The organism is Pedobacter suwonensis, from assembly GCF_044762335.1.
Taxonomy (GTDB): domain Bacteria; phylum Bacteroidota; class Bacteroidia; order Sphingobacteriales; family Sphingobacteriaceae; genus Pedobacter.
Genome location: NZ_JBIWEB010000004.1, coordinates 113372 through 135084, shown reverse-complemented (window position 1 = coordinate 135084; position 21713 = coordinate 113372). Strand labels below are relative to the sequence as shown.

20 protein-coding genes are annotated in these 21713 nt (G+C 38.2%); 15 read left to right on the top strand and 5 right to left on the bottom strand.

The window, feature by feature from the left end:
• Positions 1 to 241: 241 nt before the first annotated feature.
• The gene (locus ACIQXP_RS08330; RefSeq protein ID WP_293744333.1) at positions 242 to 2200 is read left to right on the top strand and encodes a KUP/HAK/KT family potassium transporter; all 1959 of its coding nucleotides are present in this window, start codon (positions 242 to 244) and stop codon (positions 2198 to 2200) included.
• A 3-nt stretch (positions 2201 to 2203) separates the two neighbouring features.
• The gene (locus ACIQXP_RS08325) at positions 2204 to 2356 is read left to right on the top strand and encodes a hypothetical protein (RefSeq protein ID WP_387505195.1); all 153 of its coding nucleotides are present in this window, start codon (positions 2204 to 2206) and stop codon (positions 2354 to 2356) included.
• A 155-nt stretch (positions 2357 to 2511) separates the two neighbouring features.
• On the opposite strand, the gene ACIQXP_RS08320 is transcribed toward ACIQXP_RS08325, so the two are convergent.
• On the bottom strand, positions 2512 to 3063 hold the full coding sequence (locus tag ACIQXP_RS08320; RefSeq protein WP_387505194.1) for a hypothetical protein: 552 nt from the start codon (positions 3061 to 3063) through the stop codon (positions 2512 to 2514).
• A 10-nt stretch (positions 3064 to 3073) separates the two neighbouring features.
• A complete protein-coding gene (locus tag ACIQXP_RS08315; RefSeq protein WP_387505193.1) occupies positions 3074 to 5023 on the bottom strand; it encodes an amino acid permease in 1950 nt (649 codons plus the stop codon).
• 292 nt (positions 5024 to 5315) lie between these two features.
• Between ACIQXP_RS08315 and ACIQXP_RS08310 the strand changes: the two genes are divergently transcribed.
• A complete protein-coding gene (locus tag ACIQXP_RS08310) occupies positions 5316 to 6539 on the top strand; it encodes an MFS transporter (RefSeq protein ID WP_387505192.1) in 1224 nt (407 codons plus the stop codon).
• A gap of 442 nt (positions 6540 to 6981) precedes the next feature.
• Here the strand turns inward: ACIQXP_RS08310 and ACIQXP_RS08305 are convergent, their stop codons facing one another.
• The 3 genes from ACIQXP_RS08305 to yihA form a co-directional block, all read right to left on the bottom strand.
• The gene (locus ACIQXP_RS08305; protein ID WP_293744337.1) at positions 6982 to 8685 is read right to left on the bottom strand and encodes a M3 family oligoendopeptidase; all 1704 of its coding nucleotides are present in this window, start codon (positions 8683 to 8685) and stop codon (positions 6982 to 6984) included.
• A 95-nt stretch (positions 8686 to 8780) separates the two neighbouring features.
• Positions 8781 to 9638, bottom strand: coding sequence for a UbiA-like polyprenyltransferase (locus ACIQXP_RS08300; RefSeq protein WP_293744338.1), 858 nt, complete (start codon positions 9636 to 9638; stop codon positions 8781 to 8783).
• Between the two features lie 84 nt (positions 9639 to 9722).
• On the bottom strand, positions 9723 to 10346 hold the full coding sequence (gene yihA / locus ACIQXP_RS08295) for a ribosome biogenesis GTP-binding protein YihA/YsxC (protein WP_387505191.1): 624 nt from the start codon (positions 10344 to 10346) through the stop codon (positions 9723 to 9725).
• A gap of 154 nt (positions 10347 to 10500) precedes the next feature.
• Here yihA and ubiE point away from each other — a divergent pair, with 154 nt between their 5' ends.
• From ubiE to ACIQXP_RS08235, 12 genes are all read left to right on the top strand, one after another.
• On the top strand, positions 10501 to 11232 hold the full coding sequence (gene ubiE / locus ACIQXP_RS08290; RefSeq protein ID WP_208864415.1) for a bifunctional demethylmenaquinone methyltransferase/2-methoxy-6-polyprenyl-1,4-benzoquinol methylase UbiE: 732 nt from the start codon (positions 10501 to 10503) through the stop codon (positions 11230 to 11232).
• Entirely contained in the window at positions 11229 to 12026 is a 798-nt protein-coding gene (gene porT, locus ACIQXP_RS08285) for a type IX secretion/gliding motility protein PorT/SprT (RefSeq protein WP_387505190.1), read from the top strand. The genes ubiE and porT overlap by 4 nt, the downstream gene beginning before the upstream one ends.
• A gap of 89 nt (positions 12027 to 12115) precedes the next feature.
• Positions 12116 to 12883 carry an SDR family NAD(P)-dependent oxidoreductase gene (locus ACIQXP_RS08280; protein ID WP_293744340.1) on the top strand — a complete coding sequence of 256 codons (768 nt, stop codon included), beginning with the start codon at positions 12116 to 12118 and terminating at the stop codon, positions 12881 to 12883.
• Positions 12884 to 12967: 84 nt separating this feature from the next.
• On the top strand, positions 12968 to 13414 hold the full coding sequence (locus ACIQXP_RS08275) for a GatB/YqeY domain-containing protein (RefSeq protein WP_145860293.1): 447 nt from the start codon (positions 12968 to 12970) through the stop codon (positions 13412 to 13414).
• A 173-nt stretch (positions 13415 to 13587) separates the two neighbouring features.
• Positions 13588 to 14352, top strand: coding sequence for an alpha/beta fold hydrolase (locus tag ACIQXP_RS08270; RefSeq protein ID WP_090986078.1), 765 nt, complete (start codon positions 13588 to 13590; stop codon positions 14350 to 14352).
• Positions 14353 to 15015, top strand: a complete 663-nt coding sequence (locus ACIQXP_RS08265; RefSeq protein ID WP_387505189.1) for a CBS domain-containing protein — start codon at positions 14353 to 14355, stop codon at positions 15013 to 15015.
• Between the two features lie 9 nt (positions 15016 to 15024).
• Positions 15025 to 15906: an NAD kinase gene (locus tag ACIQXP_RS08260; RefSeq protein ID WP_293744342.1), complete on the top strand. Its 882-nt coding sequence runs from the start codon at positions 15025 to 15027 to the stop codon at positions 15904 to 15906.
• 2 nt (positions 15907 to 15908) lie between these two features.
• Complete coding sequence (gene porG, locus ACIQXP_RS08255; RefSeq protein ID WP_387505188.1) at positions 15909 to 16721, top strand: type IX secretion system protein PorG; 813 nt, start codon at positions 15909 to 15911, stop codon at positions 16719 to 16721.
• A 19-nt stretch (positions 16722 to 16740) separates the two neighbouring features.
• Positions 16741 to 17481: an isoprenyl transferase gene (locus ACIQXP_RS08250; RefSeq protein WP_090986071.1), complete on the top strand. Its 741-nt coding sequence runs from the start codon at positions 16741 to 16743 to the stop codon at positions 17479 to 17481.
• Between the two features lie 149 nt (positions 17482 to 17630).
• Complete coding sequence (gene bamA / locus ACIQXP_RS08245) at positions 17631 to 20174, top strand: outer membrane protein assembly factor BamA (protein WP_293744344.1); 2544 nt, start codon at positions 17631 to 17633, stop codon at positions 20172 to 20174.
• A 187-nt stretch (positions 20175 to 20361) separates the two neighbouring features.
• On the top strand, positions 20362 to 20892 hold the full coding sequence (locus ACIQXP_RS08240; protein ID WP_090986068.1) for an OmpH/Skp family outer membrane protein: 531 nt from the start codon (positions 20362 to 20364) through the stop codon (positions 20890 to 20892).
• 64 nt (positions 20893 to 20956) lie between these two features.
• The gene (locus ACIQXP_RS08235) at positions 20957 to 21535 is read left to right on the top strand and encodes an OmpH/Skp family outer membrane protein (RefSeq protein ID WP_293744345.1); all 579 of its coding nucleotides are present in this window, start codon (positions 20957 to 20959) and stop codon (positions 21533 to 21535) included.
• The last annotated feature ends 178 nt before the right edge of the window (positions 21536 to 21713 follow it).

Below are 21713 nucleotides of genomic sequence, written 5' to 3'. Positions count from 1 at the left end.
AAAACAATGCACCATGTGCATACAAGTTTTGTGAGCAACGTTATCTTAGTGTAGAGTTTCATCAAATTGGTATAGCAAATGTATTAATTTAAAACAAAGAAATTAAACATTTTGTTTAAAACCCATAATTTAACACAATTTAACAATAAAATTTAATTTTCATAGTGTTAAAAATACACAATAATTTGGTTGTTAAATTGTTATAGTTAGTTTACTTTTGCCGCACTAAATAATCAACGAAGTGTCAAATCATAAAAATGTCAACGCGTTAACCGCCGGCGGTGTTCTAATTAGTTTAGGAATTGTATTTGGAGACATTGGTACATCACCCCTTTATACCCTAAATGCGATTTTTACCACAATTTTAGGAGGGAAGCAGGATATCAATCCGTTAAATGTTTTGGGCGTTTTATCCTGTATAATTTGGACATTAACCTTACAAACCACCATTAAGTATGTTATCATTACCCTTAGGGCAGATAATAAGGGCGAGGGTGGTATTTTCTCTTTATTTTCTCTGGTGCGTAAAAAGGCAAAGTGGTTGGTTGTTCCGGCCGTTGTAGGTGGCTGTGCCTTGCTTGCAGACGGTATTATTACGCCAAGTATCACCGTTACATCAGCCATTGAAGGGCTTACCAGCAAATTCGATGTGCCGGTTATTCCTATTGTGCTCACCATTTTAACTATCCTGTTTGTTATTCAACAGTTCGGTACCAATATGGTCGGTAAACTATTTGGTCCGGTCATGTTTGTTTGGTTTGCGGTACTGGGTGTGGTAGGCGTATCTTATGTAATTAAGGATTTTAGCATTCTCAAGGCATTTAATCCTTATTATGCCATACATTTATTAGCTACCAATAAACTGGCATTTTTAATTTTGGGCGGCGTATTTTTATGTACCACCGGGGCAGAGGCCTTATATTCTGATCTGGGCCACTGCGGTAGAAATAATATTCGGATCAGTTGGATTTTTGTAAAACTCACGCTTATTTTAAACTATTTAGGGCAGGGCGTTTGGATTTTGCAGAACAGCGGCAGCTATGTTCCGGGCGCAAAAATGAATCCGTTCTTCCAGATTGTTTCCAGTCAGTTTCAAATTCCGATGGTGATATTGGCTACAATGGCTGCGGTAATTGCCAGCCAGGCTTTAATTAGTGGCTCTTTTACGCTAATTGCAGAGGCGGTACGCTTAAACCTTTGGCCAAAAATTAAAATTATTTATCCATCAGTTTCAAAGGGCCAGTTATATGTGCCATCGATCAACTGGATGTTGTGGATTGGATGCTGTGGTATTGTACTGTTGTTTCAAAAGGCAGAAAAAATGGATGCCGCTTATGGTTTATCCATCACTATTGCCATGCTGATGACAACAATTCTGGTGAGCTTTTATTTAAGAAGCAGGCGTTTTCCGAAATATTTAATTGCCTTATTTTTCTTTACCTATGTCATTATTGAAGGCACATTTTTGATCAGTAATTTAACCAAGTTCTTACATGGCGGATGGGTAACGGTAATGATTGGTTCTTTATTGTTTACGGTGATGTGGAGCTGGTTTGTGGCGCGTAAAATTAAAAACCGTTTCGTTAAATATGTCGAAATAGAAGATTACTATGAGATTTTAACCGAATTGAGCAGTGATGAATCTGTTCCCAAATACTCCTCACAGTTGGTTTATTTAACCAGTGCCAACTTCAAAACAGAAATTGAGTCGAAAATTATTTATTCCATTATCCAAAAAGAGCCGAAACGTGCTGATGTGTATTGGTTAGTACATGTTGACGTAATGGATGAGCCGTATACGATGGACTATAAGGTTGAATTCCTGATCCCGGGTAAATTGATCAGGATTGATTTCAGGCTGGGTTTCAGGATTGAACAACGGGTAAATTTATTATACCGTAAAGTGGTTGAGGAGTTGGTGAAAAATGGAGAGATCGACATCACCAGTCAGTACACCTCTTTAAACAAGCATAAAATTGCTGGCGATTTCAGATTTGTACTGTTAGAAAAGCATTTATCGAAGTTTACTAAACTGAGTTTCTATGAAAGGCAGATTATGGATTACTATTTTATCCTTAAAAAATTAAGTTTATCTGAAGAGCGAAGTTTTGGTCTGGATAGCAGTTATGTGGATGTAGAGAAAGTTCCGTTAATTTTTGTGACACCGGATGATATTGAATTGCATAGATTACCAGTTTAAGCAATGAGAACAGCATTATTGATTTTGGGTACTGTGCTATTTATAGCAGGTCCCGCAGCCAAAATATACCACCTTGATCATGCGAATAGCTACATGATCGCGTCTGGATTAGGCCTCGTGATGATCACCTCGCTGGCATTTATAAAGAAGAAGTAACATAATCCTCTTTCTGTAAAAGAAGGAGGATTTCTCATTTTTCAGTAAAACTTATCCTCATTCCACATCTATCTGTTGGTGTCTCACCGATCGGTGGAGTAATACAGTGATTCGCAAAATATTTTTAGGTCGATGTAATGCCGGTTATTAGTGTATTACTTTCTCATCCTTAGGTGCTTGCTCATGATATTAGTATAATTGTCATCAAAGCCTAAAGCAGAAATTTTATTATACTTTATCTCGGTTGGTTCTTTATCCAAATATCCTGCAGGATTGAAATTCAGAATTTTTAGACTTCTTTTTTTAACCTTAACAATGTTCCCTATCTTGAAGAAGAAGTTATTATGATTTTCATTTTCTACTGAAGAGCTTAGCTTCAATTCTCTTATGGATTCAAAAATGGTTTCCCAACTTTCCAGATCAATTTGATAGGGGGTATTAATAAATTTTTTCTGCCCCTCTCGTTCCATAATAGAGTCAAAAAACTGATCACAGTTGTTATGTCTTATTTTAACAATTGAATATATTTTAAAGATTTTGTATCCATTAAATACAAAATCGTCATTCTCCTTAAGGAGGACAAACTCAAAAGAAAAATCTAAAATATAACCATGAGAAAGCTCATAGGATTTGTTGCCGACATCTCTTTTGATTTTAACATAGTTTTTCTCAGATTGATGTTTCTGTATTTTTTCAAAAATTGTCATGTTGATACACTTACATATTCGGATTTGCCAATTTACTATGCTTATATCCATAGGCAAAATAAACCACCAGGCCTACTGCCAGCCAGATACCAAAGCCAATCCAGTTTGAAATGCCAAGCTCGCACATCATATATAAGCAGCTAATTAAGCCCAAAACCGGAATCAACGATAAGTTTTTGGTAATGCAATAGTAAGTTATCACTACACAGATGATTAAGAAAATCCACATCGGAATTTTATGCTTAAATAAACCCCAGCCGCTTTCGTATTTTTTTTCTACTGGAACTTTAGAGGCAGAAATAAACTGTTCATAACGATCAGCTGGTAATGCACTCAGGTAAGATTCTGCATCTACTTTCTCGGCCAGTACAATCTGTGGCACAGCATTTTTGACAATTTCTTCTTTAACAATTTTCAGTTCATCGCCACTTAAGGAGGTCACAAAAGTTACGGTTTGAATGGTTTTAGGTGAATTGAAAAAGAATGCTTTGGTTTCTTTACCAAATTTGGTGAATGCGAAAATCAAGGCACCAATTAAAACAAATGGAACAATAAATTTACTGTTTACATAAGGTATTTTAAATTTTCCGCGTTGAACGTCGGGCCTGTTCTGTAACACTAAAACCCCTGCGCAAACCAATACAAAAGCGAAGAGCGTTCCGATAGAACAGAGATCGGTCACAATGGTAAGGTTCATAAACAATGATGGTACAGCTACTACAAAACCTACTACTATGGTTGCAAATGAAGGTGTTTTGTATTTCGGGTGGATTTTCGAAAAAGATTTCGGTAACAATCCATCTCTGCTCATGCTCATCCAGATCCTTGGTTGACCCATCTGAAATACCAAAAGTACGCTGGCCATTGCAAACACCGCACTTACGGCAATAATACCGCTCATTAATTTTAAATCAATCTGGTCAAAAACAAATGCTAACGGATCGCCAACAGCTAAAGTATCTGATTTAACGATACCGGTTAAAACCAATGCAATTGCTACATAAAGAAGGGTACAGATAATAATCGCCCACATCATTCCACGCGGTAAATCGCGTTGAGGATTTTTACATTCTTCAGCTGTTGTAGATATGGCGTCGAAACCGATGTAGGCGAAAAATACCGCTGAAACGCCCTTTAAAACACCTGAAACTCCATTTGGAGCAAATGGATTCCAGTTTTTGGTATCGACATAAAATATGCCTACCGCCAATACCAGAAGAATTACTGCTAGTTTAACTACCACCATAGCGTTACTGGCATTGCGACTTTCTTTCATGCCACGGTAAATTAACCAGGTAATTAAAATAATGATGCCAAGAGCCGGAATATCTGCTACAATATGAAAACCACCGATAGTTGGGGCTGTAAGCCAGGCATTATTGGCCAGGGCTATAGCCGGATCCAAATCTGCCAGGTTTTTGCCTGCAGCTAATAGCGCTTCGGCATGTTGATGTCCGTTGTAGGCGCTTAAATAATCCATGGTCATCCAATCAGGTACATGGATGCCATCAATGCCGAGCGGAGGTATTTTGATCGTGGAGAGTAAGCCGGTGAAGTAGTCAGACCAGGAGATGGCTACCGTGATATTACCAATGGAATATTCCATAATGAGCGACCATCCAATAATCCAGGCCACCAGTTCGCCAAAGGCTACATAAGAATAAGTGTAGGCACTACCCGAAACAGGTACCATTGATGCAAACTCGGCATAAGCAAAGGCCGCAAAACTACAGGCAACCGCGGTAAAAATAAATAAAAAGATTACTGCAGGGCCGCCATCTGCACTTGCCTTGCCAATCGTACTGAAAATGCCCGCTCCAATAATCGCTGCAATTCCAAAAGCTGTTAAATCGCGTACACCGAGTGTTTTATGTAGTGTATTTTCATGATCGCCATAGCCTTTTGCCGCATCTTGTAATATCTTGGAAATAGATTTCTTTCTGAATAGCTTTTCGAACATCTTTTGTTTGCTTGTTTGCTCAAACTTATAAAAAGTTTGGCTAAAAACGTTTAAAGCAAGATATAATTTTCAATACACCATACCATCACACGATCAAAATGCAGCGAAAAAGAAGCCTGTTTATGGGATTAAAGTCAAAATTTAAAATTATTTGCCTTGAATTGACCTTTGGTCGATTGGTAAAATTTTACGGTGGTTAAAAGTGCTAAGTTTGTTGCCGAAAATCAATCAGATCAATATACGCTATTAATTAGATTTTGATCTGGCCATTTTTTACGATAACAATATTAAGATGAATGCTGACACCAAACAAATAAAATATATTAAAGAGCGTCACCAGGGCCTGGCCACTATACTGGCCTTTGCCTTAATTCCATTATCGGGTTTTGCTACCGATATTTATATCCCCTCCTTACCAACAATGGCAGGCGAAATGCAGGTAAGCAGTGTTCAGGTTCAACTTACTTTAAGCATCTTTTTAATTAGTTATGGTGTTGCGCAACTTTTTATCGGGAGCGTGCTTGATAGCTTTGGCAGATACAAAATCTGCCTGTATTCGTTATTGATTTTTGCAGCAGCAAGTATAGTCATTGCTACAACACATCAAATTTACCTTATTTATTTAATGCGCATTATCCATGGGTTTACTGTAGGCGCAATTGTCGTAGCCAAAAGGGCATACTTTGTTGATCTTTTTGAAGGCAATCAGTTAAAACACTACCTCAGTCTGTTTTCTATTATTTGGTCTACAGGGCCAATTGTAGCACCTTTTATTGGCGGTTACCATCAAACGGTATTTGGTTGGGAATCTAATTTCTATTTCCTGGCTGGTTTTGCCCTTGTTTTTGCTTTACTGGAGTTGCTGTTCAGTGGTGAAACCCTAAAGCACTTTACCGCTTTTCAGCTGAAAAAGATTACAGGCATCTATATTAAAATGATTAAAACACCCATTTTTACTTTAGGCATCGTAATGTTAGGTCTAGCCTATTGTATGGTGATGGTTTACAACATGACCGGTCCGTTTATTATCGAACACCATTTTAAGTTCTCTCCCGTTATTGCCGGTTACAGCTCGTTGTTTTTAGGTTTTGCGTGGATGGTAGGTGGCTTTATCGGTAAGGCCACCATCAACAGGCCCTTCTTTAAAAGATTAATGATCAACTCGCTGTTGCAGGTCGTTTTTGTAGCTTTAATGATCGTAAGTTTAAATTTTATTTCCAACCTTTGGTCGTTAATTTTCTTCGCTTTTTTGATCCATATAGGGGCTGGTTTTACCTTTAACAATTACTTTACTTTCTGCCTGAGCAAATTCCCGAAAAATGCAGGCATTGCAGGTGGATTAACGGGAGGCATCACATATGTAATTGTTTCATTTTTGAGCTACGGAATTGTAAATCTGATCCCCGCAAAAGATGAACGTAACCTGAGTTATAGTTATCTGATCATGATCTTGCTGTCGGTTTTAGTGATGTTTGTGATTCTTAGGATCAGCAAAAAGGATCAGGCTGTAGATTAATGATTATCTGCATTTATGTGAAGTTTATTTTTTGAAGAGCAAAGGCTGGGCGGTATAGGTATGTTTTAATTCTGCTGTATATTACAATCCTTTTGGAAAGTTTTGGCTAAAAATAAATATCCTTTTCCAAAAGGCAATCCATTTCCATCCAGTCTGTTTACTTGGTTAAATCGGGTAAAACATAATTTTAGTCTTCAAAACTCATTTTTATACATTAAGGTTCTGCATTGTTGTTTAGTTCCGTGTCTTCTGTGTTTCCGTGGCAAAGAACCGCAATCAAGTCTTAGCGAGAAGCTAAGACCAGGTAAGGTAAGTATTAATCTGTGTTCATCCTTTTTATCCGTGGTTATAAACCAAAAAAGTCGCGGTAAATACCACGACCTTTATTATATTTATTGAAGGGAAGCCTTCTATCCTCCACCTTTAAACCTTCTACCTTTCCTTATCCTAATTTTTCAAGTTCCGATTTCACAAAACCGGCCAGTTCTTCTACATATTCAGCACGGAAATCAAATTTAATTCCTGCAGTTTCATAGATCTCGTTTATAGGTTTGGTATAACCCAAAGAAAGTGCTTCCAAATACTGTGCTAAAGCTTTTTCCGGATTTTCTTTATAGTTTTTCCAAACGGCTATGGCACCTAACTGGGCAATTGCATACTCGATATAGTAAAATGGAACTTCAAATAAGTGCAGTTGTTTTTGCCATACGTTTCCAAATTGCTGCTCCAGATCTGTCCAATCGGCAAAACCGGCACCAAAACGGCTGTAAATCTGTTTAAATGTCTCTTCACGATCGGCCGCTGTATGGTTAGGATTGGTGTAAATCCAATGCTGAAACTGGTCAATTACCGCAACCCAGGGCAATGTTTTTAAAACGTCGGCCAACTGTTCTTTTTTGGCACGCTTTAAATCTTCTTCATTATCAAAGTAAACATCCCACTTGTCCATTGAAATTAACTCCATACTCATAGATGCGAGTTCTGCTACTTCAGATGGACAATGCTTAAAATCATTGAGCTCTAAATTTGCGGTTAAAAAAGTATGGATGGCATGGCCGCCTTCGTGAACCATAGTCGTCAAATCGCGTAAAGAATTGGCCGAATTCATGAAGATGAATGGTGCCCCTGTCTCGGCCAGTGGATAATTGTAACCGCCCGGTGCTTTACCTTTTCTGCTCTCTACATCAAAAAGATTATTGGCTTTCATGGTAGCCAATTTTGAACCCAGTTTTTCATCAATGGCATTAAAGCAGGCAATGCTTTTATCAATCAGTTCCTCGCCGTTGCTAAACGGTTTTAAGGCTGGTTTACCACTTACGCTAACTTCCAGATCCCAGGGCTTTAGCGTTTCTAAACCTAGTGCCTCTCTACGTTTTTCGGCCTGTTCTTTTAAAATCGGGACAATTTCCTTTTCAATTGCATTGGCAAAATCATAACAATCTTGTGGGGTATAATCGAAACGTCCCAATGCCTGGAACATATAATCGCGGTAGTTTTCAAAGCCTGCATTTAAAGCAACCTGATTGCGCAGCCTGATCAGCTCATCAAACAAAATGTTTAAATCATCTTTGTCAACCAAACGGCGTTGTTGGATCGTCTTCCAGGCATGTTCGCGCACCTCGCGGTTTAAATCTTTAATAAAAATAGAGGCTTGCTCCAAAGTATACTCTTGCCCTTTTAACTCCACACTCATGGCGCCGGTAACACTTTGGTATTTTTGCTGTTTTACCTGAAGCTCGGTAAAGAGTTCAATGTTTTCGTCGCGGTAAAGTTCTAAGGCTTTTTTAATGGCACGACTGTACACGAAATATTTTTCTTTGTCCAGATCATCCATAAATGGGCTTTCGACAAATTTTTTGTTCAGTTCGTTCGATAGCGGAGAAATCTTTGGCTCAATCTCCGTCGCAAAATATTGGAAGTTTTTGACCAATTCATCATTCGCCGTATCACAACTCATTTTAATGTATCTCCAGGCAAAATCTTCTTCCAGGGCAGCTTCCAGTTCCGAACGGTCTTTTAACCATTGCTCTAACTCAATGGTACTTTTTATTTCGCGGTTTTGCAGTTCAGTAAAAAGTGGTGCTAAATTTTCCCAGGTAATGTTTAGTTCCTGAGGAATATATGTTCTTGGTTTCTTAGTGATCATAGTAATTAATTATTTGATATTGGAATGATTGAAGGCGTGAATGGCTTTATGACGCAATGTTATAATCTCTCATTCAAATTCAATCATTCACTCAATTATTTATGTCTTAAATACGCGTCTATTAAAAAGCATATGGCAAACACTACAGAGGCATAACCGTTTAAGGTTTGAAATGCCCTGTTTACTTTGCTGATATCATTTGGTTTTACCAGTAAATGCTGATAAACAAGCATTGAACAGAAAAACACAATACCTACGTAATAAACCCAGCTAAAGGATGAAAAAAACACAGGCAAAATAACACAGGTAGCCGAAAGTATATGCAATAGCACAGAAACATTCAAAGCATTTTTAATGCCAAGTGCCGATGGGATGGAATGTAATTTTTCTTCTCGGTCAAATTCTTCGTCCTGAAGCGCGTATATGATATCAAACCCACTTACCCAGAACAATACGGTTAACGAGTAAAGTACAGGCACCAGTGCAAAATGTCCGGTTACGGCTATATAGGCACCAATAGGGGCAAGGGCGAGTCCAAGGCCCAATACCAGGTGGCAAAGTGCAGTAAAACGTTTGGTGTAACTATAAAACAAAACCACAAATAAGGCCACGGGAGATAAATAGAAACAAAGTGGATTAATAAAATAAGTGGTAATGGCAAATAGCAGGCAATTGATGATGACAAAAGTAAGTGCCTCATTGGCCGAAACTTTTCCTGCCGGGATATCGCGCATTTTGGTTCTTGGGTTCTTCGCATCAATATTCCGGTCGAGGTAGCGGTTAAAAGCCATGGCCGAATTTCTGGCAAAAACCATACAAAGCAAAACCAAAATAAGTTTATACCATGAAAATGGATTTTCTGTTGTAGTTACGCCTAAGAAGAAACCGATCATGGCGAATGGCAGCGCAAAGACAGAGTGAGCGAATAATACGAGTGAAAAGTATTTTTTCATTTTTTAAAGATGATTACACAGATTATTTGATTACACAGATTTTAGACGTTAAACTGAAATTGTGTACTGCAGACTGGAAACTGTTTAAAACTTCTTATAGTCTGTCGGAACGACGAAGTCTTTATTTACCTCATAAATGAAGTTTAAAACTCCATCTTTTCCGGTTCCTTTTTCAGCAGAAGTGATAAAAGTAGCTGGAATTTCTTCAAAAAATTCGCCCAGCTTTTTCTTAAAGGCCGCAACGTTTTTCTGGGTGGTAGTCATCCCTTGTTTATCTGCTTTGGTAAAAATCAGTGAAAATGGAATTTGCTTTTCACCTAACCAGTAGCAGAATTCAATATCAATTCCCTGCGGCTCTAAACGGCTGTCTATCAAAACAAAAACGCATTGTAAGCTTTCTCTTTTAGTGATGTATGCCCGGATAAATTTCTCCCATTTCTCTCTGCTGGTTTTAGAAACCTTTGCATAACCATAACCCGGCAAATCGACAATGTACCAGGCTTCGTTAACTAAAAAGTGATTAATCAACTGTGTTTTTCCGGGGCGCTGAGAAGTTTTGGCCAATCCATGTTGATTAACCAGCATGTTGATTAATGAAGATTTACCCACATTAGAGCGGCCAATAAAAGCATATTCAGGCATAAGTGGTGCCGGTAATGCCGAAATCTGTGTGTTGCTGCAAACAAATGTTGCCGTTTTGATAATCATAATGCAAAGGTATGAATTAGTTTTGAGTTGGGAGTTGGGCGTTCGGAGTTGAAAATCTGCCGTCGTCAGCAATTCGTAAAGTTTACAGGAATCGCTAAACTGCAAACTCTAAACTCCCAACTGCAAACTCTTTTATCTATCTTTGCTTCATATCATGAATCAGAATATTACTCCATACCAGGTAGAAGATGCAACTAAAAAAGAGCAGGTTGCAACCATGTTCAACAACATTTCTGGTACTTACGATTTTTTAAACCATTTTCTTTCTTTAGGGATTGATGTGTTATGGCGCAAAAAAGCCATTAAAGAACTGGTATCTATCCATCCAAGAACTTTACTTGATGTGGCCACCGGAACTGGTGATTTTGCTTTTGAGGCCATAAAAAAGCTTCATCCGGAACGCGTAATTGGTGTTGATATCTCGGAAGGCATGTTAGACGTGGCCAGGAAGAAAATTAACGAACGCATTTTAAATGAGGTTTTTACCGTTCAGGTTGGCGATTCTGAGGGGCTGCATTTTGAAAACGATACGTTCGATGCCATTACCTGCGCATACGGGGTGCGCAACTTCGAAAATCTTGAAAAGGGATTAGCCGATATGTACAGGGTATTAAAACCCAACGGTAAAATGGTGATTCTGGAATTTTCGAAACCAAAAGTTTTTCCGGTAAAACAGTTGTATAGTTTTTACTTTAAGCAGGTAACGCCTTTTTTTGGAAAACTTTTTTCGAAAGACCATAGGGCCTATACTTATCTGCCAGAATCGGTAGCCGCTTTCCCAGACGGAGAGGATTTTACCAGCCTGATGGAAAAAGTTGGGTTTAAAAGTACCAAACAAAGAATCTTAACGTTTGGAATAAGTTCGATATATGTAGGAACTAAATGATCAGAAAATTAAGCTTCATTATTCCACTTTTGATGGTCTCTACAGCCACCTTTGCGCAAAACTGGGGCGGGGGGATAGATGATGAAGACTGGAGTTTTGGTTTTAATTTTCAGTACATATCGGCCGAATACAAAATTCTTAAAAAGCCGAATTGGCGATCGCCTTTTTATGAAGTGCCAAACGCGCTTGATCCATCATATGATCCAAATTCGGGCATTCCAATTACTCCAAACTTAAATGCTATTTCCAGTGCTCCCTCTCCAGGCTTTGGATTAGGGTTTGTGATGAACAGAATGATATCAGACAACTTTGATATCCGTGCAACACCTTCGCTTATTTTTAGTGATCGGGTAGTCACTTATGAGTATGAGCCTATGGCCCCGATTGATGTAGGCAACGGGCAAACTAAAAACTTCCAGACAGTAGTTGACAAGAAAGTACAGGCAACCATGTTCGAATTTCCCTTAGGCATAAAGGTTAAATCGAACAGGTTGAATAATTTGAGGGTGTATTGGCTTGGCGGAGCTAAATATTCAATTGATATCGCTTCGAAAAAGAAAACCTTCGATGAAGGAGAGGCGGCCGTAAACAAGTTTTTAAAAAATAAAAGAAATTACCTGTCCTACGAAACAGGTATTGGTTTTGATATTTATTTTGAGTATTTTAAAATGTCGCCCGAAATAAAACTCTCCTATTCGGCCAACGATTTGCTGCAGCATGACAATACCGTTTATGCCAATCCGATAGATAAGTTGAAATTACGTCAATTAACATTCAGTTTGATTTTTCAATAGTCAGGCAATCCAAAAAAACTTACCTTTGTTGGTATAGGTAAATTAAAGCTTTTTTTAAAAAGCTTTACCGAGACTTAAAATTCATAGAAATGTCTAAAATCGCATTAATTACAGGTGCAACCTCTGGTATTGGTGAATCTTGTGCCCATATATTTGCTCAGCAAGGTTACAACCTGATATTACTGGCCCGCAGAAATGATCGTCTGGCTAAAATTGCTCATCATTTAGCAGATAAATATGCCATTAACATTCAGCAGGTTTTGTCTGATGTCCGCAATAACGAAAGCCTCACGGCTGCTTTAGAAGCTTTGCCAGCAGAATGGAAAAAGGTTGATGTTCTGATCAACAATGCGGGCTTAAGCCAGGGTTTAGATCCTATTGATAAAGGTAACACAAATGATTGGGACACCATGATTGATACCAATGTGAAAGGTTTGCTTTATGTAACTAAAATTGTTTCCAATTGGATGATTCCCAATCAGTCAGGACATATTATCAACATTGGTTCTATTGCCGGTAAAGAAGTTTATCCAAACGGAAACGTATATTGTGCCAGTAAACATGCGGTAGATGCTTTGAGCAAAGGCATGCGTATCGATTTATTGCCCCATGGCATAAAGGTTACTGAAATTAATCCCGGTATGGTAGAGACTGAATTTTCGGTAGTGCGTTTTAAAGGTGATGAAGACCGTGCAAAAAAGGTATACGAAAACCTGGAACCACTAATTGCCGATGATATTGCCGATGCCATCTGGTACGTTGTGAGCAGGCCAAAACATGTTAATATCAACGACATGCTCATTATGCCAACTGCACAAGCTACCGCAACGATAGTAAATAGAACCCCAAACCCCTAAAGGGGGATTATAAATGGGGTATTAATGAATTAAATAATTAATAACTAATTAAAGGAAAGCCCCTTTAGGGGTTTGGGGTTAAAGATGATATCAAATACAATAGATCAGGAAATTAAGAAAGCCATGCTGGCTAAAAATAATGCACAGTTAAGAGGCTTAAGAGCAATAAAGGCAGCTTTACTGTTGGCTAAAACAGAAAAAGGATCTTCAGAAGAAATTACAGAAGAAGCGGAAATTAAAATTCTTCAGAAACTGATTAAGCAGCGCCGTGAATCGGCTGATATTTATAAGCAACAAAACCGTGAAGACTTATACCAGGTAGAAAACGAGGAAATTGAGGTTATTAATCAATTCCTGCCAAAACAATTAGACCGGGAAGAAGTAGCCTCAATTATTGAAGGGGTAATCAAACAATCTGGCGCCACATCGGTTAAAGATATGGGTAAGGTAATGGGGATGGCAAATGCAGCACTTGCCGGTAAAGCTGATGGTAAATTAATTGCAGAGATCGTTAAAGAAAAACTCGCTTAATTAAGGTAAAAGTCTAAAGGCAGAAGGTTAACAATTGCCAACGCTTATCGCTTTACGCTGTGCAAAAGACGTTTTTATACCGTTTTCGATTTTATTTCAGAAAAATGGCTGATAAATGCATAAATTTAATTTTACTCTACTAACTTAGTATTACAATACCATCTAAAATAGATATGACTTACCCGATAAAAGAAGAAGACGGATTTAAATACATTGAAGCTGGAACAGGCGAGACACTGGTATTGCTACACGGCCTAATGGGCGAACTCAGCAATTGGGAGCAGGTTATAGAACAGTTTAAAGATCGTTATAGGGTAATTATTCCAATTTTACCAATTTACGAACTGCCCATTTTAACATTGGGCGTAAAAGCATTATCAAGATACCTTCACCGCTTTTTAAAATATAAAAATTTAAACCAGGTAGTGCTTATCGGCAATTCGCTTGGCGGTCATGTTGGCTTAGTGTTTACAGTGGCACATCAGGAGTTTGTTAAGGCGTTGGTACTTACAGGTAGTTCTGGCTTATATGAAAATGCTTTTGGAGGGTCTTTCCCGCGTAGAGAAAGCTACGATTATATCAAGGAAAAAGTAGAGTTTACTTTTTACGACCCTGCGACGGCAACTAAAGAACTGGTTGATGATGTTTTTAAAACAGTTAACGATAGATCAAGGGTGATCCGTATTTTGACCATGGCAAAATCGGCAATACGCCACAACATGGCTAAAGACCTTTCCAAAATTACCATACCGGTTTCATTGATATGGGGCAAAAACGATAAAGTTACACCACCGGAAGTGGCAGAAGAATTTCACCAACTGTTGCCTAACTCCGAATTAAACTGGGTTGATAAATGCGGGCATGCGCCTATGATGGAACACCCACAGATATTTAATGCATTTTTAGAAAAGTTTTTAGATAGAATATTGTTAAAATAAATGTTTGCAGCAGAAATCATATCAGATGCAATTCCATCATTAAGCGCCGATGACACGGTACAGAAAGCTTTAGATCGTATGAACGATTTTAAACTAAAGCATTTGCCCGTTGTTAACGAGGGAACTTTATTGGGGTTGGTAGCTGAAGATGATTTGTTGAACATTGTTAATCACGATACGCTTCTAACCGATAATGCCATAAACATACTTCATGTATTTGTGTTTAGTAATGCTCATGCTTACGATGTACTCCGGTTGTTCAACCAGTTAAATTTAACAGCCGTTCCGGTTTTGGATCAGCATAAAAACTACGCCGGCTTAATCCCTGTAATCAGTATGGTGAATGCCATGGCCGAACAGTATGCCGTAAACGAGGCAGGCGGAATTATTGTTCTGGAAATCGGTAACCGTGATAATTCATTGGCCCACATTGCCCAGATTGTTGAAGCCGATAATACACAGGTGCTCTCTTCGTATGTAAATTCTTTCGAAGATTCTACGCGTTTAGAGGTAACGCTCAAAGTAAATAAAACAGAAATTACTTCATTGGTAGCCGCTTTCGAAAGATATGATTATCTGGTTAAAGAGGTATACAATAACACCCAGATTGATGATGGATCGCAGGAGCGTTACGATTCTTTCATGAACTATTTAAATGTATAAACCTGCTTTATGAGGATTGCAATTTACGGAAGGGATTTTAATGATACGGTTTTGCCCTATGTACAAGAGGTTTTTAATCATTTAGCCGAACATCATATTCAGCCTGTTTTATATGCTAAATTTAAAACATCGCTACATGGGAAGATAAAACTTCCGGCCAATACCATTATTTTTCATAACCATACCGAACTAAAGGAACGTGCAGATGTGTTGTTAAGCTTGGGCGGAGACGGTACATTGCTTGATACTTTATCATTGATTCGCAATTCAGGCATCCCTGTAATAGGCATCAACTTTGGCCGCCTTGGCTTTTTGGCCAGTATCAATAAAAATGAAATCGGATCGGCACTCCATGCCTTGATTAATAAAGAATATACCTTAGATTCCAGATCGCTCTTAAGGCTAGAATCAGATAATGGTTTATTTGGTGAAGAGAACTTTGCCTTGAACGATATAACCATTCACCGCCGCGATAATTCGGCGATGATGATTATTCATGCCTCAATGAATAATGAGTTCATCAACTCTTACTGGGCCGATGGATTAATTATTGCAACCCCAACAGGTTCTACAGCTTACTCTTTAAGTTGCGGTGGACCAATTATTTATCCGGATTCTAAAAACTTTGTCATTACACCTATTGCGCCACATAATTTAAATGTACGGCCGGTTGTCGTGCCGGATAGCAATAAGCTCTCTTTCGAGGTAGAAGCCAGAGAATCAAAATTTTTGGTTTCATGTGATAGCCGGACAGTTACCGTAGAGCGTTCAGTAAAAATTAGCATTAAAAAGGCAGATTTTTGCTTAAATCTTATTCGCCTTAATAATGAAACCTATTTAAACACGTTAAGGAATAAATTATTGTGGGGTATAGATACCCGTAACTATTGAGTATGACTCCAGGCAAACAGCTGTTAATTATTCTACTTCTCATTGTTAATACGCAGCTGGTTAGCGCACAGCGTACAGTGGTGGGCGACCCTTCCTGGGAAGTTGGGATGATGGTTGGCGGAGCAGGTTATATGGGCGATCTTAACCAGAATAATCCCTTGCAGGTAAGTGGTTTCTCAGGCGGTGCTTATGTAAAACGGAATTTTAATCAATATGTTGGCATCCGCCTAAATTATACCTACGGACAGATAAGGGCAGATGATGCCGATTCGCGTAATGAACAGTTCCGCCAAAGAAACCTGCGTTTTAAAACAACGCTAAATGAGTTTAGCGGACTGGTAGATTTCAATTTTTTTAATTTTAACCTGGGCGGCGGAACGCGTCAGTTTACGCCCTACCTTTTTACTGGGCTGGGTTTTCTTGTGTTTAAACCAACTGTAAATGTTTATGGTGAAAAATACCGGTTAGACCGATTAGCCACCGAAGGTCAGGAAAATGGCTATAATAATGCAGTGTTAACTATTCCGTATGGCCTTGGGCTACGGTATAATTACAAATCTACATGGAGTGTTTTTACCGAATTGGGGTACAGAACGCCTTTTACAGATTATATTGATGACGTAAGCGGGAGATATCCAACTAATCCAGCTTATGTTAAAAGTGGAGATTACTGGGTTAATTTATCTGATCCTTCAGCTAACCAGATTGGAATGCCGGGCACCCAAAGAGGCGATTTTAGAAAAAGGGATACTTATCTATTTGTTAGTATTGGCATATCTTTTACCTTTGTATCCTCAAAATGCTATTCCTTTTAAGCTGATTTTGACATAATTAATGGGATTTAAAGAACAAATAGACTATAGCCGCCTGCCAAAGCACATTGCCGTAATCATGGATGGTAATGGAAGATGGGCTAAAGGCCAGGGTAAAGTGCGGGTTTTCGGACATGAGCATGGTGTACTTTCTGTAAAAGATATTGTAGAAGGTTGTGTGGAAGTGGGTATCGAATACCTTACCTTGTATGCTTTTTCTACCGAAAACTGGAACAGACCCAAAGAAGAAGTAGATGCTTTGATGCAGATTTTAATTTCAACCATCAACAGAGAAACCGAAACACTTAATAAAAACAATGTTAAGCTGAATGCCATTGGCAATATTGCATCTTTGCCTCAGGAGTGTATTGATGATTTAAAAGAAGCGATGGAGAAAACCGCCCATAATGAAAAATGTACTTTAACACTTGCTTTAAGTTATAGTGCAAAATGGGAGATTATCGAAGCCGCAAAAAAAATTGCATCAGCTGTAAAAGAAAATGTCATTTCACTGGATGATATTAACGAAGACCTGTTTGCATCTAAACTCACAACCGTAAATATACCCGATCCTGAACTCATGATCAGGACCAGTGGCGAACACCGGATCAGCAATTACCTGCTTTGGCAAATGGCTTATACCGAATTTTATTTTACTGATGTTTTATGGCCGGATTTCAGACGTGAAAATCTTTTCGAGGCTATTGTTGACTATCAAAAACGCGAACGCCGTTTTGGTAAAATTAGTGAACAGTTAAACTAATTTTTCTTTTAACACTTTTTAACAAGCGTTTAAACTAACTTAGCACCACTTTTATACGATAAATGAAACCATAATAAGGGAACAAGATAAAGTCAATCTGCTTTATAAAACATCGTTACCTTTTGGTCATTACTGAACAAATAATTTTAATGAAAAGAATATTTCAGGTTTTAATCCTACTCATTTTAGCCGCTCCGGCCTTCGCTCAAATACGTCCACAAGGTCAGGCTCCGGTAACCCCTTCGTTAAAGGTTGGTGGCTTAGATCTCGATTATTTTAGTCCGAAAGAGTATATTATTGGAGGTACAACTGTAACAGGTACCCAGTATTTAGATAAAGAGGTATTAATCACCTTATCTAAGTTGACCAAAGGCGATAAAATCGTTCTTCCTGGCGAAGCTACTTCTGATGCGATTAAAACATTGTGGGCGCAGGGCCTGTTTGATGATGTTAAACTTAACGTTGAAAAATTTGTTCAGGATTCTGTTTATTTTGAAATTGAAGTAGTAGAACGTCCGCGTTTAAGTTCTATCGATTTAAAAGGTGTTCGCAAATCTGAAAAAACTGCCATTCAGGAAAAACTTAACGATAAAACAGGTAAAATCGTAAACGATAACCTATACAATACCACATCTGCTATTGTTAAGAAATATTTATTGGATAAAGGCTTTTTCTTTACAAAAATCGATTACAAAACGCGCAAGGATCCGAATGCAGAAAACAGTGTAGTCCTGGAAGCTTATATTGATAAAGGACACCGTGTTAAAGTACAACACATCGATTTTACCGGAAATAAGGATTTCAAATCAGCAAAACTCAGAAAGTTCCTTAAAAACCCTAAACAATTTGCCTGGTGGCGTTTCTGGGGTTCCGGAAAATTCTCAAAAGAGAAATATGAAGAGAACAAGATAAAAATGGTTGCTAAAATGCACGAGAAAGGTTATCGCGATGCAGAATTGTTAAAAGATACCATTTACCAATATAATGATAAAAAGGTTAACATCAGAATGGACCTTTACGAAGGCAAAAAGTATTATTTCGGTAACATTACCTGGGCAGGTAATGCCATCTATCCGGATAGTATCTTAAATAAAGTATTAACGATTGAGAAAGGTGATGTTTTTAGCGAAGAAAGATTAAATAAAAAATTAAATGGGGGTGGTGAAAACGGTGGAGACATTAACAGTATGTATACTGATAACGGATACTTAACTTTTAATATCGATCCGGTACAGACCCGAATTTACGGAGATACCGTAGATGTGGAATTACGTATGTATGAAGGACCGCAGTACACCAACAATCGCATCACGCTGAAAGGAAATACCATTACAAATGACAAAGTTGTTTTACGTGAGATCCGTACTAAACCGGGACAGAAATTTAACAAAAGTGATTTGATCCGTACCATTCGCGAAATTGGTCAGTTAGGTAACTTCGATGAGTCTAAAACGGTACCTACACCTCGCCCTAACCCGGCTGACGGTACTGTGGATATTGAATATGCGGTAGAAGAAAAACCTTCGGATCAGATCGAGCTATCTGGTGGGTTTGGCGGCGGCCGGATCATTGGTACATTAGGTTTAACTTTCAATAACTTTTCGTTACGTAACCTGTTCAATTTAAAAGCATATAAACCATTGCCAAAAGGCGATGGACAGAAATTAAGCTTACGTGGGCAAACCAACGGTAAATATTACCAATCATATAGCTTCTCGTTTTCGCAACCATGGTTTGGCGGTGAGAAACCGGTAAGCTTTGGGGTAAGTGCATTTACTTCATTGCAATCGAACGGTTTAAGTAACGGAGACGCTCTATTTCAAAAAATCCGTTTAAACGGGGTAACCGTGAGTCTCGGAAGAAGATTAAACTGGCCTGATAACTATTTCCAGTTGTCTCATGCGGTAAGTTTACAACAGTATATTTTGAACAATTATTCAGGATATTTATTTAATACAGGTACATCTTATAACTTGAGTTTGTCACAAGAGATTAGCCGTGATTCAAGAGATTCGCCGATTTTTCCTAAATCAGGATCGTTTTTACGTTTCACCGTTCAGGCCACACCACCGTTTTCATTGTTGAATAAAACAAACTATGCTACGGCATCTGACAAAGAGAAATACCGTTTTACAGAATACCATAAATGGAAATTTGATTCGCAATGGTATCAGAGAGTAGTGGGCAACCTGGTAGTTAAGGCCCAGGCACAATTTGGTTTCCTGGGGCAGTATAACAAAGCCGTTGGCCAGTCTGCATTCGAACGTTTCAAACTAGGGGGTGATGGTATGCAGGGATTCGATTTCTTACAGGGGTCTGAGTTAATTGCTATGCGCGGTTATGCCAACAACGCTGTGATACCAAATGGTTCTGACCCAAGAATTGCACAACAATCTGGTAGCCCGATTTATACCAAATATGTATTGGAGGCCCGTTATCCGGTAATTGCGAGTCAGCAGGCAACAGCTTTCGTTTTAGCCTTTGCTGAAGCTGGTAATACCTGGAATAGATTTGGTGATTTTAATCCTTTTAATGTGAGAAGATCAGTTGGTGTTGGTGCACGTATTTTCCTACCTATATTTGGTTTATTGGGTATCGATTACGGACATGCATTTGATAGAATCCCTGGCGTTCAGGACGGCGGTAAACAAAACTTTACTTTCAGTATCGCACAACAATTAGGTGGATTTTAATTGATAAAGAACAAAAAAATAACTAATTATGCAATAAATCATTGCAATAAGAGTTTAAAGAAAGCTTAGGTTATTAACTATATTATTAAAACACATACACAAATGAAACCATCAGGATTTTGCCTACTTGGCAATAAAGAAGATAAAATCATGATAGCTTAATCACCTTTAAAAAAACATTAATATGATGAAAAAGTATCTTTTTATCGCATTCCTGCTTTGCACTTCTTTTGGTGCTTTTGCGCAAAAGTTTGCTTACGTAGACAGCGAGTATATATTGAAACATTTGCCAGAATATAAATCGGCACTTAGCCAGTTGGATGTGGCATCTAAACAATGGCAGCAGCAGGTTGATCAGAATTTTTCAGAAATCGACAGGATGTATAAGGCTTATCAGGCAGATCAGGTTTTATTAACTGATGATATGCGTAAACGTCGTGAAAACGAGATTATAGAAAAAGAAAAACAAGCTAAAGAGTTTCAACGCTCTAAGTTTGGGCCAGACGGAGATCTATTTCAAAGCAGGGTTAAACTGATTAAGCCTATTCAGGATAAAGTAGCTGAAGCCATTAAACAAATTGCAAAATCTAAATATTTAGACTTCATTTTCGACAAAAGCAGTGAGGCCACAATGATGATTTATGCCAGTAGCAGTTACGATGTGAGTAATGATGTAATTGTAAAATTAGGTTATAAACCAGGGACCGTAAATAATTAGTATATTCGTCCCTGATTTTTGAAGAAAAACAAACAGAAAAAAATAAAAAAAGTAAAGTAAAACGATGAGAAAGTTAATTAACGTATTCTTTGTAGCAGCGGGGTTATTGTTTACAGCGAATATGGCAAGTGCACAACAAAAATTAGGTCACATTAATTCTGAAGAGGTTTTTGCAAATTTACCTGAAGCTAAAACAGCTCAAACTACCTTAGAAACTTTAGGTAAACAAAAGCAAGCTGATATTGATGCAATGATCAAAGAATATCAGACTAAAATGTCTGCTGCAGAGACTAAACAAAAAACGTTAAGTGAGGCGAATAAAGAAACAGTAGGTAAAGAATTACAAGCTGCCGGTCAGGAATTACAGGACTTAGAAAAACGCATTACCGATGCACGTACTAAAGCATCACAAGATATAGGTACCAAACAAGGTGAGTTATTCCAACCTATCCAGGCTAAAGTTGCAAATGCAATTTCTGCTATCGCTAAAGAAAAAGGTTTGGCTTACGTGTTTGATATTGCAAACGGTCAAGGTGGTAACAATTTAGTATTCTGGGATGGTGGCGATGATATTACCGCTGCAGTTAAAACTAAATTAGGTATTTCAGCTACTGCTGCAAAACCAGCTGCGCCTAAGAAATAGTCTTCAGTCAAAAGTCTTTAGTCGGAATGACAAAGCGGAATTAAGTGTAACTTAGTTCCGCTTTTTTATTTACCATAGGTTGGACGTTGTAAAGTTGAAAGGCTGAATTTCAGGGCATCGAAAGCATTCCCACATTCATCCTTCTAACATTTAAGCTACCTTTATAAAGTTCCAGTTT

Excerpts from the sequence above, each read along its gene's own strand:
- ACIQXP_RS08235 (WP_293744345.1), top strand. The coding sequence starts at position 20,957 with ATGAGAAAGTTAATTAACGTATTCTTTGTAGCAGCGGGGTTATTGTTT.
- ACIQXP_RS08260 (WP_293744342.1), top strand. The coding sequence starts at position 15,025 with ATGAGGATTGCAATTTACGGAAGGGATTTTAATGATACGGTTTTGCCC.
- ACIQXP_RS08270 (WP_090986078.1), top strand. The coding sequence starts at position 13,588 with ATGACTTACCCGATAAAAGAAGAAGACGGATTTAAATACATTGAAGCT.
- ACIQXP_RS08325 (WP_387505195.1), top strand. The coding sequence starts at position 2,204 with ATGAGAACAGCATTATTGATTTTGGGTACTGTGCTATTTATAGCAGGT.
- porT (WP_387505190.1), top strand. The coding sequence starts at position 11,229 with ATGATCAGAAAATTAAGCTTCATTATTCCACTTTTGATGGTCTCTACA.
- ACIQXP_RS08310 (WP_387505192.1), top strand. The coding sequence starts at position 5,316 with ATGAATGCTGACACCAAACAAATAAAATATATTAAAGAGCGTCACCAG.
- ubiE (WP_208864415.1), top strand. The coding sequence starts at position 10,501 with ATGAATCAGAATATTACTCCATACCAGGTAGAAGATGCAACTAAAAAA.
- ACIQXP_RS08305 (WP_293744337.1), bottom strand. The coding sequence starts at position 8,685 with ATGATCACTAAGAAACCAAGAACATATATTCCTCAGGAACTAAACATT.
- ACIQXP_RS08300 (WP_293744338.1), bottom strand. The coding sequence starts at position 9,638 with ATGAAAAAATACTTTTCACTCGTATTATTCGCTCACTCTGTCTTTGCG.
- bamA (WP_293744344.1), top strand. The coding sequence starts at position 17,631 with ATGAAAAGAATATTTCAGGTTTTAATCCTACTCATTTTAGCCGCTCCG.
- ACIQXP_RS08280 (WP_293744340.1), top strand. The coding sequence starts at position 12,116 with ATGTCTAAAATCGCATTAATTACAGGTGCAACCTCTGGTATTGGTGAA.
- ACIQXP_RS08240 (WP_090986068.1), top strand. The coding sequence starts at position 20,362 with ATGAAAAAGTATCTTTTTATCGCATTCCTGCTTTGCACTTCTTTTGGT.
- ACIQXP_RS08315 (WP_387505193.1), bottom strand. The coding sequence starts at position 5,023 with ATGTTCGAAAAGCTATTCAGAAAGAAATCTATTTCCAAGATATTACAA.
- porG (WP_387505188.1), top strand. The coding sequence starts at position 15,909 with ATGACTCCAGGCAAACAGCTGTTAATTATTCTACTTCTCATTGTTAAT.
- ACIQXP_RS08320 (WP_387505194.1), bottom strand. The coding sequence starts at position 3,063 with ATGACAATTTTTGAAAAAATACAGAAACATCAATCTGAGAAAAACTAT.
- ACIQXP_RS08275 (WP_145860293.1), top strand. The coding sequence starts at position 12,968 with ATGATATCAAATACAATAGATCAGGAAATTAAGAAAGCCATGCTGGCT.
- ACIQXP_RS08265 (WP_387505189.1), top strand. The coding sequence starts at position 14,353 with ATGTTTGCAGCAGAAATCATATCAGATGCAATTCCATCATTAAGCGCC.
- yihA (WP_387505191.1), bottom strand. The coding sequence starts at position 10,346 with ATGATTATCAAAACGGCAACATTTGTTTGCAGCAACACACAGATTTCG.
- ACIQXP_RS08250 (WP_090986071.1), top strand. The coding sequence starts at position 16,741 with ATGGGATTTAAAGAACAAATAGACTATAGCCGCCTGCCAAAGCACATT.